Genomic DNA, 15,175 nt, shown 5'->3' with positions numbered 1-15,175 from the left:
GAACGCCCTCTGCGCGCGCAAGCGGCGAGGGCGCCACGAAGCCTACATCGGCCGTCGGGGTGCGGCGGACCGAACGAGGCCTTCGAGGGCCGAAAGCGATCCGCGACACTCCGGACCCCGGGCCCTGTGGTGCTGGTGAGAGCCGGATGCATCATGCTGAGCCCTGACATGGACACACCCGTCGAGAACCAGCCGGCCGACGCCTCCGAGCGCCCGAGGCAGCGGCGCGGTCTGCGGCGGCTGCTGTCGCTGACCATGAGCAAGGCGTGGCAGGACAACATCTTCTCCGAGGCCGCCGAGGCCGCGTTCTGGCAGACGCTCTCGCTGCCGCCGCTGCTGCTCGGTCTGCTCGGCAGCATCGGCTACGTCGCGGAGTGGTTCGGCACCGAGGTCGTCCGCGCGGTGCAGGAGCGCATCCTGGGCTTCGCCGGGAAGATCTTCACGCCCGAGGTGGTCGACGGGATCATCGGCCCGACCGTGCAGGAGATGCTGACCAGGGGCCAGGGCGCGCTCGTGTCGATGGGCTTCCTGATCTCGCTCTGGGCGGGCTCCTCGGCGACGGCGTCCTTCATCGACGCGATCACCGTGGCGCACGAGCAGTACGGGGTGCGCAACATCGTCTGGCAGCGCATGCTCGCGCTGCTGCTCTACCTGGTCACCCTGGTGCTGTTGATCATCGGCCTGCCGCTGCTGGCGCTCGGCCCGGAGTGGCTGCCGACGCTGTTCCCGGTCTCCTGGCAACCGACGGTGGAGGACCTGGTCGGGCGGTTCTACTACCCGGGGACCGCCGCGATCCTGGTGCTCGCGCTGACCACGCTGTACAAGCTCGCGCTGCCCAGGAAGCTGCCGTGGCACCGCGGCCTGCCCGGCGCGATCCTGGCGATGGTGTTCTTCCTGGTGTCCGCGACCGGCCTGCGGCTCTACATCAGCTCGATCAGCGGCACCGGCTTCACCTACGGCGCGCTGGCGACACCGATCGCGTTCCTGCTGTTCGCGTTCTTCATCGGCCTGGCGATCGTGCTCGGCGCGCACCTGAACAACGCCATCCAGCAGCTGTGGCCGGCGAAGATGACCGGCCGCGAGCGCCGCAAGTGGCGGCGGCTGGAGATGGGCAGGGCCGCGGAGAAGCTGCGCGCGGCCGAGGACGAGGTGGCCGCGGTCAACGCGAAGCACCTCGACACCCGTGAGACCCGCGATCTCCCCACTGCCCCCTCACCCGCCGACACCCACGACACCGAGCCCGTCCGCCGCAAGAGCTAGCTCTCCGCTTCAGCCGAGGCGGAGGCGGAGGAGGGAGAGGGCGGCGGTGGCCAGGTCCGCGGGGGCGATGTCCAGGCAGGAGATGGTGCCGCGGACCAGGCGGGCCCGGGTGAGGCGCGGGCGGGTGTCGTCGACGCGGTCGGCTCCGCCGTAGGCGATGGCAACCGGGGTGCCCACGGCCTCGGCGAGGTGCATGGGGCCGGAGTCGTTGCCCACCAGCACCTCCGCGCGGGCGATCACCGAGGCGAGCACGGCGACGCTGACCGGCTCCAGCGCGCGCACTCCGGGGTGCCGGGCGGAGGAGACGACCTCGGCGATGAGGTCGCGTTCCTTGGCCGAGCCGGTGATGAGCACGGGCAGGCCGGTGTCGGCGAGCATCGCTGCGGTGGTGGCGAAACCCGTTGCGGAGTAACGGAGTTCATCGCGGGTACAGCCAGGTGTCACCAACGCGAACGGGCCGGGGGTGCCCGCGAGCACGAGGTCCGCGGCCTCGCGGGCGTGTTCGGAGATGTCGACGCGGACGGTGGCGCCGCGCGCGGGAACTCCCAGACCGTGCAACAGGTGCAGCGCGCGGTCGACCTGGTGCGCGGGGCCCTCGGGCGGCCGGACGCAGTGCGAGGCAACGACTCCGCCGGTCTCGGTGGAGTGCACGGCGCGCACACCGATCCCCGCGAGCAGACCGGCGTGCGCGGCCGCCCACGGCGATTGCGTCGCGGAGGTGAAGACGATCATGGCGTCATAGCTGCGGTTGGCCAACGATCCGATCAACGCCCGCTCCTGCAAGGCGGACCTGGCGACGTCGACGGGGTTGGTCGTGGCGCGGTCGTACCAGGACGGCGTCCCGACGACCACGCCGTCGAGCGAGCCGAGCAGCTCCCTGGCGGCGGCTCCGCTCGGTGAGGTCAGCAGGTCGATCCGGGCGTGCGGCGCGGCGGCCCGCAGTGCGCGCAGAGCTGGGGAGAGCATCAGGGCGTCACCGAGATTGCCGGGCCTGACAACCAGAATCCGGCCCAGTTCCGTCCAGTCCACGTGGGACTGCAACAGAGCGATGGAGTGGTCCGGCGCCACTTCAGGGCGTGGCGCGGGCAGCTGGAAGGTCGCGGACACGGTTCACCTCTTGGGCGAGCTGGGGGTGCGCGGCAGGCGCACGCTCCCATCAATGCCCGTTCCACCCCGGGTCAAACCGGTGCTGTACCCCGTACGGAGTCAGGTTGGTTGTGTGCCGCTGCCGAGGTCTCTACGGTGGGAAGCACAGCGGTTGACGACCAACCGCGGTCGGAGGGGCCGTGCGCCCATCCTCAAGGCCGGTGGCGCGAGTCCCGCCACCGCCGTACCCCTTCCGTCCCCTCAACCCCGACGGAGGAGGAATCGTGACCGAGAACCGCATCCGTCCCGTCAACGGCACGGAGACGACGCTGCTGCCCGAACTCCCGGACCCCGGTGCGCCGAACGCGGACCAGCTCATCGAGCTGTCCGTGCGCACACCGGCCAAGGGGATCGTGGTGCTCGGGGTCAGCGGTGAGGTGGACATGTTCACCACCCCGTTGCTGCGCACCGCGCTCGACGAGCAGCTGACCTCGAAGACCGAGCGGCTGGTACTGGACCTGAGCCAGGTGAGCTTCCTGGGATCGAGCGGCCTCGCGGTGCTGGTGGACTGCCTGCACCTGGCCGAGGACAACGGGGTGGGCTTCTGCCTCGTCAGCTCGACGCGCTCGGTCGAGCGCCCACTCAAGGTCACCGGGCTAGGTGACGTCTTCAGTACTTTTCCCACAGTGAGTGCCGCACTGGCGGCCTAATCCCGCATCATCGAGTTTCAGTCGCGTCACACTGGGGAACACCACAGAGCGCACCGTCCGCCAGCCCCCCGGCGGCCGGTGCCCCAAGATCGGGCCGACCGTCCACGGACGGTCGGCCTGTCCACTTCTCGGGAATTCCCCGCCGGACCAGCCGTAAACCCGGCTCAGGCGAACTCGGCGACGGCCTGGCGGTAGAGCCGCACAGTGTCCTCGGCGACGCGTTCCCACGAGTACCTGGCGCGGACCCGGTCGCGGCCCGCCGCCCCGTAGGACTGCGTGGTCACCGGGTCGGCGATGACGTGCGCGAGCACTTTCGCCAGTGCCTCGGTGTCCGCCGGGGGCACCAGCCGCCCGGTCACGCCGTCGATCACCATGTCCGCCAGCACCCCGACCTCGCTCGCCACCACGGCGGTCTCGCAGGCCATGGCGGCGGAGACGGTCAGCCCGAAGGGTTCTTCGGTCGGACAGCAGACCAGCGCGTCGGCGGAGCGCAGCAGCGCGGGCAGCTCGCCGTCGTGCGCTTCTCCCACCAGATGGACGCGCTCGGCGACCCCTTCGGCTCGGGCGATCGCCAGCAGCCGCCGCGCTTCCGGGCCGGGCTCGCCCAGGGTGACGAGCACCAGCTCGGTGTCCGGCAGCGCGCGCAGTGCTCGAATGGCCGTGTCGAAACCCTTGTGCGGCATCAGGTCCCCGACGCAAACGAGGCGGTGAGCAGCGCCGCGCTCGGCGACGGGGCCGTCCGGGGTGAAGTGCTCCAGGTCCACGCCGGAGGGCACGACGGAGATCATCGAGCGCGGGATGCCGCGCCGGATCAGCTCGTCCACCTCGACGGAACTGGTGGCGGCCACGCGCACGGCCTCGCGGCCGACGAGGCGCTCCAGCTTCGAGCGCTGAGCGGGGACCCCGGTGCTCTCGGGAGCGCTCAAGGCCTGGAACGTTTGCACCACAGGCACTTTCGCCTCGCGGGCGGCCAGCGCGGCGGCGACCCCGGCCGACCAGTAGTGCGCGTGCACCACGTCCGGCGGGCGCCGGGTCCAGTGCGCGGCCAGGTGGCCGCCGAACTCGCCGAGGTGCTCGACGAGGTCGTTCGGGTCGAGCTCGCGCGGGGGTCCGGCGGGCACGCGCACGACGGTCAGGCGGGACGCGGGCCTGGTGACCGGTTCCTGCTTGGGGTTGTCAGCGCGGACGTAGACGGTGACGGTGTGCCCTGCCTCGGCCATGTGCGAGGCGAGGGCCGCGACGTGCGAACCCGCAGCGTGCAACTCCGGTGGCGCGTCCGGCCCGTCGTGGGTGGCGGGGCCGTCGTCGAGGGAGACCAGCGCGACGTTCAGCGGCGGCAGGTCGGCTTCGTCCACGTGCGGTTCTTGGGAGATCATCTGGTGGGCTCCAGAGCATCGGTCACGGTGGCGATCCGGTGCAGGCCCGCCGTGGCGAGCGCGTCGCGCACCGGGCTGGCCTCCGGCGCGGCGAGCACGAGCGGCCTGCCCGCCGCCGACGCCGCGTCCGCGACCGAGAACAGCGCGAGGACCAGGCCCTCGACATCACCGGCGACTCCGGAAAGGTCCAGCTGGAGCGGGAAAACTCCGCCCCTGGCCGCGGTGAGCAGGCTGCGGCGGAGGGCGGGCGCGCTCGCGGCGGGCAGCTCCCCGGAGACCTCGACCCGCACCACCTCGCCCGTCTTGGCGACGCTCAGCTCGTAACCGCCCGGGTCGTGGCGCCCGTTGCCCGCGGCGCGGCTCGGCCGCTTGAAGAGGGTGACCACGGTGCCGTGCTCGCCCCGGTGCACCAGGACCTCGTCCATGGACTCGCGCATGATCAGCAGGCCGCGCCCCCGGCTGTGGTCGGCGACCGGTGGATAGCGCCAACGGCCGTTGTCGGAGACGGTGATCCGGATCGCCCCCGAACCGCCCGCCTCGGCGGTGACGGTGACCAGCCCGCCGCCGCGCCCGCTGTCGTAGCCGTGCTCGACGGAGTTCGACGCCGCCTCCCCGACCGCGAGCACGAAGCCGAAAGCGTCCTCTTTGGACACTCCGGAGGCGGCCAACCAGGCCGACAGCTCCCTGCGCAGGAAGGACAACCGCGCGGGCTCGGCGGGAATGCTGAGCACGAACGGGCGGTTCGACCGCGTGGAGGGGACGAAGGCGAAGGCCATCGCGTCGCCGATGTCGGAGGGGCACGTGGCCGAGGTGGTGAGCCGGTCACACAGGACGCGCGGGTCCGGACCGCTCTCGGCGACCGCCGCGGCGGCGGCGCGCTCCAGCCCGGAGTCCGGGTGGCAGCGTCCGAGTTCGATGGAGTACTGCAGGACGACCTCCTCCTGTCCAACGGTTTCCACCGTCTCACCGCCGATGTCCGGGAAGCCGGCGGCCAGCGGGCCTCCCCTGCTGCCGATGAGCTGGCGGACGCAGCCGTCCTCGGAGATCAGCAGCACTCCGGGGTGTCCCGCGGTGGCGCAGCGCAGACTCCGCGTCTCCGGCTCGAAGACGGCGAGGCACAGGGTGGTCCCGGCGGCCTCGGCGGCGTATCCGGCGTAGCGGTGCAGCGCGAGCACTGTTTCCGCCGGCCCCCGACCCTGCAGCAGCTGGGTGGTCAGCGCTCCGCGCAGCCGTTCGACGACGGCCGCGGCCATGTCCTCGGTCGGCTGCCTGGGCACCTTCCCGATGACCAGTGCGACCCGGTCGTCGAGCGGGAGGACGTCGTGCCAGTCCCGCCCGGGTGACGCGCTCCCGGGCAGCAGGCCGCTCGCGAGCCGCATCCCAGCGGGATCTGGCTGGTCGAGCAACTGCCGCGCGATCTCGGTCGCTGTCACGACGCCGACCCGCTGACCGGGGCGGTCGGTGGCTCAACGTCCATCGGTCCACTCCATGGTCTGTACGGCGGTGTGCGGTGGCTGGCTTCCCGGGGAACAGGGCGGCAAAACCACGTGTCGAACTCGCGGTGAACGGGTATGAGGTGCGGAGGCGGTGGGCGCCTCGGATGTCGGGCAGGATCTAGGAGCCCCACGCCGTGCCCCGCCACCCACGACCGACCACGAGGTGCAGAGTGACCGTGTCCCCTTCCGAGCCCGCGATGGCCGAGCAGACCTTCGCACCCGCACCCATCGAGGTGCGGGTCAACGCCAACGCGGCTCACCTGTCCGTTGTCCGCGCTGTGGCCGCGGACCTGGCGATGCGCGAGGACTTCGACCTCGACTCCATCGCCGACCTGAAGCTGGCAGTGGATGAGGCATGTTCCACCCTGATCGGCGTCGCACTCCCGGGCGCGGCGCTGAGCTGCCGGTTCAGCCCCACCGCCGGGCGCGTGGTCGTCGACGTCAGCGTGCTCTCGGCCGAGCCGCACGAGCCCAAGCGGGACACCTTCGGCTGGCGGGTGCTGAGCACCCTCGCCGACGACGTGACCGCCTCGACCACGCCCACCGACGACGGCAAGCACCTCGTGCGCATCGAGCTGTCCAAGGCCGGAGGGGCGGTGATGTCGTGAGTCCACAGGCTGAGCAGACGACCAAGGGCGGGTACGAGCAGTACGCGCCCGTGTTCGCCGAACTCGCCGCGCTGGACCCCGACGACCCGGCGCGCACAGAGGTGAGGGACCGCTTGGTCACCGGGCACCTCCCGGTCGCCAAGCACATCGCCCGGCGCTTCGCCAACCGCGGCGAGAACCAGGAGGACCTGACCCAGGTCGCCACGCTCGGGCTGATCAACGCCGTCGACCGGTTCGACCCGGAGCGCGGCGTCGACTTCCTGTCCTTCGCCGTGCCGACGATCATGGGCGAGGTCCGCAGGCACTTCCGCGACACCAGCTGGGCCGTCCGGGTTCCCAGGCGGCTCAAGGAGATGCACCTCTCGATCAGCGCGGCCGTCGGCGAGCTGTCGCAGCGCATGGGCCGCGCGCCGACCCCGAGCGAGATCGCCACGCACCTCGGCGTCTCCCGCGAGGAGGTCTTCGAGGGGCTGGAGGCGACCAACGCCTACCGCAGCGCGTCGCTGGACGACATGCTGCTCGGCGAGAACGACGGGGTCTCCCTCGGCGACGCGCTCGGCGAGGAGGACGAGGGCATGGCCGACGTGGAGCGGCGCGAGTCGTTGCAGCCGCTGCTCGAACGCCTGCCCGAGCGCGAGCGGACCATCGTGGTGCTGCGCTTCTTCGGCAACATGACGCAGACCCAGATCGCCGATCGGGTCGGCATCTCGCAGATGCACGTCTCACGCCTGCTGTCCCGAACGCTGGCCAAGCTCCGCGACGCCCTCGACGAGGAGTGACCCTCCTCGTCCCTCCCAGCCGTCCCCAATGGCCCGCTTGGTGCGTTGAGGCCCTGAATGACTCCTTCAGGGCGCTCAACCACCTCAATGACTCATTCAGTCCGTTGGACGTGCTGAATGACTCGTTCAGTCCGTTCAACCACATGAACGAGTCATTGAGGTGCAACGGGCATCGGCGTGCACCGGGTCATCGGCGGGCGGTGAAGCCCTGAACGACCCGTTTGGTGCGTTGAGCGCACTGAACGGGTCGTTTGGTGCGTGTGGAGCCCTGAACGGGTCGTTTGGTGCGTTGAGCGCACTGAAGGGGTCGTTCAGGGCTTAACTACGGCCTCAGCAGGTGCGGGTCCACGAGCACTCGAGATCGGTGTGCGGGCTCGGGGCGCCTGCGGAGCGCGGGGTGGGGACGGGCAGGGAGCGGTCGGCTGCGCCCTGGTAGTTGGCCAGGCGGACGGCGATGGCGTCCTCGACGGCGGCGGGCTTGGCGGTGAGGTAGTTGTTCATCACCGACGCGAAGACCAGCTTCTCGCCGTTGGCGGCGGTGACGTAGCCGGAGAGGCCGGTCACGGACGTCAGCGACCCGGTCTTGGCGTGCACGTTGCCCTCGGCGGGCGTGCCCTTCATGCGGTTGCGCAGCGTCCCGCCGACCATGCGGTCGGGTTTGCCCGCGATGGGCATGGACTCGTACCACGCGCCGAACCACGGCTTGGCCTGCGCGGCAACGAGGAGGTTGCTGAGCTGTTCGGTGGTGAGGAGGTCCATTCTGGACAGTCCGGAGCCGTCGACCATGCGGTAGGCACCGGCGGGCACGCCGAGCGGGGCGAGCTTCTGGGCCATCACCTCGATCCCGGCCGCCCAGGTCCCCTTGCCCTTCTCCTTGCGCCCCATGGCCTTCACCAGCGCCTCGGCGTGCATGTTGTTGGAGAGCTTCATGAACGGCACGAGCAGCTCGGCCAGGGGCATGGAGCTGTGCGTCGCGAGCACCTTCGCGCCAGCGGGGGCGACACCCCGACCGACGTCCCTGCGGATGACGTTGATTCCCTTGGCTGCCAAGGCTGTCGCGAACACGTCGGCGGTGTAGGCGGTGGGGTCGCCAACGGTGGAGTAGTCCTCGGCGGCAGCCGCTACGGTACCGCTGACGACGATCTTGGAGCCGCCGTGCTCGCGCTCGACGGACAGGGAGTTCGCGGTGCCGGGCGCGCCGGTGACGGTGCGGTTGTCGACGGTGACGACGCTCGTCGCGGGGCTGAGCCGGATCTGCGCGGGCTTGCCGACGGCACCCGGTTGTGCTTGCACGAGAACGGTTCCGGCGTCGAAGTCGGAGTTCGGCGCGAGCGTCAGCGCGGAGATCGGGGCGCTGTAGTAGTAGGGCTCGTCGTCCCACGCCCACCCGCTGCCGAACGGCACGCCGTCGAACCAGGTGTCGTCGGCGACCACGCGCCCGGTGACGGTCCTGACGCCGGAGCGCGCGAGCTGGTCGGCGAGGGCGTTGAGATCGGCTTCCCGCAGGGTCGGGTCACCGGTGCCGCGCAGGTGGAGGTCGCCGAGGAGCACGCCGCCCACGGTCCGCGCCCCGCTCAGCACCTCGGTGGTGAAGCGGTGGCCCGCGCCGAGGGATTCCAGGGCGGCGGCGGAGGACAGGAGCTTGCCGTTGGAGGCGGGATTGAGCCTGCCGGTGGCGCCACGGGTGTAGAGCACCTCACCGTTGGCCGCCTTGCGCACCACCAGGCCGAAGTGCGCGCCGGTGAGCGCGGGCGCCGCGAGGATCTTGTCGAGGTCGAGCCGGAGCGCGTCCTGCCCAGTCGGCTCACCCTGGGCCGATCCGCCGACCAAGCCGACCAGCAGCACCGCGACCACGCCGGAAGTGAATCGCCAACGCATTGCGCCTCCCGTGATGTGAGGAGGCGACGGTACCCGGCACGGGCGGCGTCCAGTGCATCCGAATGCAGTGAACACCGCCCGTGCCAGATAACGAATCAGCAAGAGCCGAGGGTCTCCCAGACGCCCCACTGGCCCGTGGTGCCGGGCTCCTCGCCCTGCGTCCACCACTTCGCGCGCCACCGCTGCCCCGCGTGCGAGACGGTGTTGCCGCCGCCGTAGGACTTCGCCCGCTCCCACGGCGCGTCAGTGCACGTCGGGGGCTTGGATGTCGTGGTGGTGGTCGTGGTCGGCGGCGGAGTGGTGCCGCCACCGCGCGCGTAGTCCTGCGTGATGCCGTAGGTCTTGCCGCCGAAGGTGATGGTGTAGTTCGACGGCCCGGAGATCGGCAGCTGGTAGCTCAGCGCCACGTCGGCGGTCGCGCCGGGGGCGAGGTTCTGCCAGCTCGGCAGCTTCATGGACACGCGGTGGAAATCGCCCTTGAGCCCGCCGATGTTGTTCGGCCCGGTGTGGTCGCTGCGGATGACCGACAGCGTCCAGCCGGACTGCTGCGCCATGCTCGGCGGAGCGCTGGTCGGGTAGTCGAACTGCAACTCCGCCCCGCCGGGGATGGTCTGCGTGGAGGCGTTGGTGATCCGCATCTTCGGGCTGATCGGGTAGTTGTTGTCCCCCAACGGGAACTCGACGAAGTCGACCTTCACGTCCAGCCGCTCCGCCGGGGACGCCTGCGGCGACTTCTTGTTGCCGTAGGGCCCCGCCGCCGCGAACTTCTGCTTGATCGTGGTGGTCAGCGTGTTCCCGATGTAGTTCTCGCCCTTCGCCGCGTTCCAGGCGTAGTCACCGGCCAGCTCCCAGATCATGATGCCGCCGATGCCCCTGCTCGCGACGTAGTCCGCCTTCGCGCCGATCGAGCGCTCGTCCTCCGTCGACAGGAACACCTTCTTGTCGTTGTTCCACAGCCACGGAGCGGTGAGGGTGCTGTCGTAGTGCGGGGTGTAGGTGCCGGTCAGCCGGTCCTCGGGGTCGGTCGCGGGGTCGAGCCCGTACTGCCCGATGTAGCTGCCCGCGATGCCGCGCTCCAGGTTCTTCGTGTGCCACAACGGGTTGGAGCCAGCACCGAGCTCGCGGCCGTTCTCCTTGTCGTGCCAGATGTTGTCGATGCCCTTGGCCCCGTCACCGCACGCGGTCAGGCCCTGCGGACAATTGGAGCCGACCGCGGTCCCCCACAGGCCGTTGGTGCCGCCGACGACGTTGCGGTGTCCCCTGCTGTAGAACGGGACGCCGATGTTGATCCGTCCACTTTGGACTCCGCCACGGAAGTAGTGGTACGCCCAGTCGGTGTTCAGGTAGCCGATCCCGCCGTAGTGCGGCGCTCCGTAAACACCACCGGCCGCCAGCTCGGCGTCCTTGCCGTCGTCGAAGAGCGAGGCGTTGGGGCCGACGAACTTGTTCCACGCGCCGTGCAGGTCGTAGGACATGATGTTGACGTAGTCCAGGTGCTGTGTGGTCTGCGAGACCTCCATGCCGCGCAACAGCCACCCGGACGCGGGCGCGGCGACGGTCAGCATGTAGTACTTGCCGTCGCTGGCCGCGGCAGCGTCCAGCTTCTCCCGCAACGTCTTCATCAGCACCTGGTAGCTGCGGTTCAACCCGGCCCGGCGCGCGTTGGCGAGCTGGAAGTCCAGCGGGTTGCCCGCGTCGGCGTTGGAGGTCGGGTACTCGTAGTCGATGTCGACGCCGTTGAAACCGTAGGTGCGCAGGAATTGCACGGTGGAGTCAGCGAAGGCGTTGATACCAGCGGTGTTCACGCTGTTGTCGGCGTTGGTGGTCATCGAGTAGAAGCCGCCGCTGTTGACGCGGTCACCGGCTTCGTTGATGTAGCCGCCCGTCTCCGCCCAGCCGCCGACCGAGATCAGCGTCTTCACTGCCGGGTTCTGCTTCTTGTACTTCGTCAGCAGGTTGAAGTGGCCCTTGTACGGCAGCGCCGGGTCCATCTCCGCGCCCGCGACACCGGGCCACTCCATGCCCGTCGCCGGGTTGTTGGCGTTCTGCGCGCCCACAGAGATGCGGTTCTGCGGATCGACGTGCGCGAACGCGTAGTTGATGTGCGTGATGTTGTTCCACGGGATGTTGTTGACCAAGTACGCGGGCTGGTTGTTCTTGCCGTGCCGCCACCCCGTGAAGTAGCCGATGACGCGCCGGTTGGCCGCCCCCATCTTCTCGCGGCCGTCGGTGTCGTAGTTCAGGCAGTAGGGCGTGTCCACGCCGCCCGTGCGGGACAGGCCGTCGGGACGACAGTCCTCGTTCGCGGCCGACGCGGCGGGTGAGTTCACCACCGCCACAAGCAGTCCAGACAGCAACGCGACCACGGCTGCGCCTACGGCAGTTCTCCGTGCCACGAATCACCTCCGTTGGTGTCTCCGTGGCGGCGGAGCTGGTGCTGGCGAGGACCGTAAGCGGCCCCGGCCAGCCCCGTCAATAGGTCTGGACCACTTGTGACCGCGCGGCGGAACGGTTGCCTGCCAACGGATCAGCTCGGACGCCCGTGGTCCGGAACCGACCCCGGTAGGCGACGGGCGGCACGCCGAGCACCCGGATGAAGGCCCGGCGCATCGTCTCGGCGGTCCCGAACCCGCAGAGCCGCGCGATGTCCTCCACCCCGGCGTCGCCGTTCTCCAGCAGCACGCGCGCCGCCTCGACCCGGGTCTGCTCCACGTACTGCGCGGGGCTGATCCCGATCTCACGGCTGAACAACCTGGTGAAGTGCCGGACGCTGAGCACCGCCCGCGCGGCCATGGCGGGCACCGAGTGGTCCTCGCCCGGCATCAGCGCGACGGCGTCGAGCACCTTGCGCAGCGGGGTGTCGCAGGCGACCGGCACCGGCGAGCCCGCACTGAACTGCGACTGGCCGCCCGGGCGTTGCAGGAACACCACGAGGGACCTGGCGACCCGGCGCGCGGCCTCGGGCCCCATGTCGCGCTCCACCAGGGCGAGCGCCAGGTCGATGCCCGCCGTCACCCCCGCCGAGGTCGCCACCCGCCCGTCCCACTCGAAGATCGAGTCGGGCTGGACGATGACCTTGGGGTACAGCTCGGAAAGGCGCTCGCACCAGCTCCAGTGCGTGGTGGCGCGCTTGCCGTCGAGCAGCCCCGCGGCGGCCAGCAGCAGCGCGCCCGTGCACACCGACACCACTCGGCGCGCGCGACCGGCGATGCGGCGGACCTGCGCGGCCTGCTCCGTGCGCACGGACGGCTCCCGGCCGGAGCCCCGGACGACCGAGCCGGTCACGACCAGCGTGTCGATGTCCTCGTCCAGTTCCTCGACGGCGAGGTCGACGCGCAGCCGCACCCCGGCCGTCGTGCACACGTCCCGGCCGCCCGGCGACGCGAGCCGCAGGTGGTACGGCCCGCCGTAGCGCGCCGCGACCGTGAACACCTCGGTGAGGCCCGCCGCGTCCAGCAGCGGCACCCCGTCCTCGACAAGTACGACGATCTTCCCAAGCACACTTCCAGCTTGGCCGCATCGGCCCGCGCCACCGCAGAGGGACAACCCCGATCTTTCCCCTGAGATGACCCTGGGAAGCACTCGTCGACGTGATCAGGCGGGTGATGCTGTCCGGACCCGATCAGAGAGGACTTCATCGTGAGAAGGACCGGAGCGGCGTTGCTCGCGCTCGGCGCGGCGCTCACCCTGATGCCCGCGTCGGCGTCGGCGTCGGCGACCGCCGCACCCGCCTTGGACTGGAAACCCTGTTTCGACGGCGCCGCAACGCAGTGCGCGACCCTGACCGTGCCGCTGGACTGGGCGACCGGCAAGGGAACTGTGCGGCTCGCCGTGTGGCGCTCCCCCGCGCGCAAGCCCGAACAGCGCATCGGAGCGCTGATGTACAACCCCGGCGGCCCCGGATCGGGCACGGCGCAGACGGTGGCCACCGGACCTGAGGGCTACTTCCCCACCCAGCTCCTCGACCGCTTCGACCTCGTGGGCATCGACTTCCGGGGAACTGGCGCGTCCTCACCTGTCCACTGTGGACTCACCGCACACGACCCGGCGGTGAACCGCTTCCCCACCACCGCATCTGACGTGGCGAAGCTGGCGAGGGCGAACGCGGCGTTCGCGGACTCCTGCGCCGCGCAGACCGGGCCCGTGCTGGCGCACCTGGACACCGCGACCATCGCCCGCGACATTGACGCGCTGCGGGAAGCCTTGGGCGAGAAGCAGATCAGCTACCTCGGCATCTCCTACGGCACCATGCTCGGCCAGGCCTACGCGGAGCTGTTCCCGCACCGGCTGCGCGCGCTGGCGTTGGACAGCGTTGTCGACCGCTCGCTGTCGACAACGCAGATGCTCAGGGACAACGCGAAGGCCACCCAGGACGGCTGGGAGTACTTCGTGGAGTGGTGCGCTCGCACGACCTCCTGTGCTCTGCACGGAAAAGACGTGCAGCAGGTGCTGCGCGAGGTGACCGCGCGGGCCGAGCGCGGGGAGCTGAAGGCAGGCGAAAGGACCGTCACCGCAGGCGAACTGAGGGCCAACATCACGGCCACGATGAACTTCGAGTCCGCGCTGCCCGACCTGGCGAGGAACCTGCTCGCGGCGTCGACCGGCGACGGGACCGGGGTCAGCGTGGGCATGTTCAGCCTGCCGACGTACCCGGCCTACCGGTCGATCATCTGCCAGGACGTGCCCGCCCGCTTCGACGTGCCCTCGGCGGTGCGCGAATCGCGGGCGCTGAACCCGGAACTCGGCGGCTACTCCGAGTTCTGGGACATCGCGTCGGGGTGCGTCGGCTGGACGCAGCCGGTGCGCTGGACGCCGCACCCCTGGCGCGCCAAGGGTCTCCCGCCGACGCTGCTGGTGTCCGGAGCGCACGACGTGGCCACGCCGCGCGCGTGGGCGGAGAGCGTGCAGCGGCAGCTCCCGGGCAGCCACCTGCTCACGTGGGACGGCTTCGGCCACGCCGCGTGGCCCGGCAACAACAAGTGCGGCTTGCAGGCAGTCAGGGACTACCTGCTCACCCTCACCATGCCCACGGGGCAGTGCTGAGTCAGCGGCGCACGGGGCGCAGCAAGCCCTCCTGGACGACGGTCGCGATGAGCCTGCCCTCGCGGTCGAAGAAGCGACCGTTGGCCAGACCGCGCCCGCCCGAAGCGCTGGGCGACTCCGAGTCGTAGAGGACCCACTCGTCGGCGCGGAACGGGCGGTGGAACCACATCGCGTGGTCCAGGCTCGCGCCGATGACGTCGCCCCAGTACACGCCGTGCCGCGCCAGCACCGAGTCCAGCAGCGTCATGTCCGACATGTACGCCAGCAGGCACACGTGCAGCAGGTTCTCGTCGGGGACCCGGCCGTCCGCCTTCATCCACACCTGGCTGCGGGCGGGGCCGGGCTCCCCGGTCAGCCACGGCGGCGTGGTGACGTGCCGGATCTCGATCGGCCGGGGCAGCTTGGCGAACGGGCCGAGCTTGTCCTTGTACGGCTGGACGAACTCGCCGTAGGTCGGCAGCGACTCGGGGTCCGGCACCTCGGGCATGTCGTCGGCGTGGTCCAGGCCCTTCTCGGCGGTCTGGAACGACGCGGACAGCGCGAAGATCGCCTTGCCGCGCTGGACCGCGACCACGCGCCGGGTGGTGAACGAGCGGCCGTCCCGGATGCGGTCCACCTCGTAGACGATCGGGATGCTCGGGTCGCCGCCGCGGATGAAGTAGGAGTGCAGCGAGTGCACGCCGCGCTCCTCCGGAACGGTGCGGCCCGCGGCGACCAGGGCCTGACCGGCGACCTGGCCGCCGAAGACGCGCACCGGCGACGCTTCCGGGCTCACGCCCCGGAAGATGTTCTCCTCGATCCGCTCCAGGTCCAGCAGCGCGACGAGGCGGTCCAGCACGGGCTGGCCGTGCGGGACGCCGTCGGCGGACAGCGGGACCGGGACGGCGGAGGAGGTCCCCGCTGGGTCCGCCGCCGCGGCTCTGGCGACTTCGGTCACGG

General features: G+C 70.7%; 12 protein-coding genes. 5 read left to right on the top strand and 7 right to left on the bottom strand.

The genetic code is table 11. The features are described 5' to 3' along the window. Positions 1-153 precede the first annotated feature (153 nt). The gene (locus CCN37_RS30170; RefSeq protein WP_371505152.1) at positions 154-1,260 is read left to right on the top strand and encodes a YihY/virulence factor BrkB family protein; all 1,107 of its coding nucleotides are present in this window, start codon (positions 154-156) and stop codon (positions 1,258-1,260) included. 9 nt (positions 1,261-1,269) lie between these two features. On the opposite strand, the gene CCN37_RS30165 is transcribed toward CCN37_RS30170, so the two are convergent. Then, complete coding sequence (locus tag CCN37_RS30165; protein ID WP_086827342.1) at positions 1,270-2,367, bottom strand: glycosyltransferase family 9 protein; 1,098 nt, start codon at positions 2,365-2,367, stop codon at positions 1,270-1,272. 263 nt (positions 2,368-2,630) lie between these two features. Here CCN37_RS30165 and CCN37_RS41120 point away from each other — a divergent pair, with 263 nt between their 5' ends. Continuing rightward, positions 2,631-3,056, top strand: coding sequence for an STAS domain-containing protein (locus tag CCN37_RS41120; RefSeq protein WP_210408280.1), 426 nt, complete (start codon positions 2,631-2,633; stop codon positions 3,054-3,056). A 164-nt stretch (positions 3,057-3,220) separates the two neighbouring features. Here the strand turns inward: CCN37_RS41120 and CCN37_RS30155 are convergent, their stop codons facing one another. Further along, positions 3,221-4,432, bottom strand: a complete 1,212-nt coding sequence (locus CCN37_RS30155; RefSeq protein ID WP_086827340.1) for a glycosyltransferase — start codon at positions 4,430-4,432, stop codon at positions 3,221-3,223. After that, the gene (locus CCN37_RS30150; RefSeq protein WP_086827338.1) at positions 4,429-5,865 is read right to left on the bottom strand and encodes an ATP-binding protein; all 1,437 of its coding nucleotides are present in this window, start codon (positions 5,863-5,865) and stop codon (positions 4,429-4,431) included. Before CCN37_RS30150 ends, CCN37_RS30155 begins: the two co-directional genes overlap by 4 nt. A gap of 233 nt (positions 5,866-6,098) precedes the next feature. On the opposite strand from CCN37_RS30150, the gene CCN37_RS30145 reads away from it, so the two are divergent. Then, positions 6,099-6,536 carry an ATP-binding protein gene (locus tag CCN37_RS30145; protein WP_246843394.1) on the top strand — a complete coding sequence of 146 codons (438 nt, stop codon included), beginning with the start codon at positions 6,099-6,101 and terminating at the stop codon, positions 6,534-6,536. Next, positions 6,533-7,315: a SigB/SigF/SigG family RNA polymerase sigma factor gene (locus tag CCN37_RS30140; protein WP_086827335.1), complete on the top strand. Its 783-nt coding sequence runs from the start codon at positions 6,533-6,535 to the stop codon at positions 7,313-7,315. The genes CCN37_RS30145 and CCN37_RS30140 overlap by 4 nt, the downstream gene beginning before the upstream one ends. A gap of 330 nt (positions 7,316-7,645) precedes the next feature. Here CCN37_RS30140 and dacB read toward each other — a convergent pair whose 3' ends face one another. From dacB to CCN37_RS30125, 3 genes are all read right to left on the bottom strand, one after another. Further along, a complete protein-coding gene (dacB, locus tag CCN37_RS30135) occupies positions 7,646-9,193 on the bottom strand; it encodes a D-alanyl-D-alanine carboxypeptidase/D-alanyl-D-alanine-endopeptidase (RefSeq protein ID WP_086827333.1) in 1,548 nt (515 codons plus the stop codon). 95 nt (positions 9,194-9,288) lie between these two features. Then, a complete protein-coding gene (locus CCN37_RS30130) occupies positions 9,289-11,589 on the bottom strand; it encodes a chitinase C-terminal domain-containing protein (protein ID WP_086827331.1) in 2,301 nt (766 codons plus the stop codon). Between the two features lie 76 nt (positions 11,590-11,665). Next, positions 11,666-12,694 (bottom strand): GlxA family transcriptional regulator, encoded by a 1,029-nt coding sequence (locus CCN37_RS30125; protein ID WP_086827329.1) that lies wholly within the window; start codon positions 12,692-12,694, stop codon positions 11,666-11,668. 138 nt (positions 12,695-12,832) lie between these two features. Here CCN37_RS30125 and CCN37_RS30120 point away from each other — a divergent pair, with 138 nt between their 5' ends. Continuing rightward, positions 12,833-14,236: an alpha/beta hydrolase gene (locus CCN37_RS30120; protein WP_086827327.1), complete on the top strand. Its 1,404-nt coding sequence runs from the start codon at positions 12,833-12,835 to the stop codon at positions 14,234-14,236. Position 14,237: 1 nt separating this feature from the next. On the opposite strand, the gene tesB is transcribed toward CCN37_RS30120, so the two are convergent. Next, positions 14,238-15,173 carry an acyl-CoA thioesterase II gene (gene tesB, locus CCN37_RS30115; protein WP_086827325.1) on the bottom strand — a complete coding sequence of 312 codons (936 nt, stop codon included), beginning with the start codon at positions 15,171-15,173 and terminating at the stop codon, positions 14,238-14,240. Positions 15,174-15,175 lie beyond the last annotated feature (2 nt).

The sequence above is a fragment of the Allokutzneria sp. NRRL B-24872 genome (assembly GCF_002155965.1).
Taxonomy (GTDB): domain Bacteria; phylum Actinomycetota; class Actinomycetes; order Mycobacteriales; family Pseudonocardiaceae; genus Allokutzneria.
This window is presented reverse-complemented; position numbering and strand designations above follow the sequence as displayed.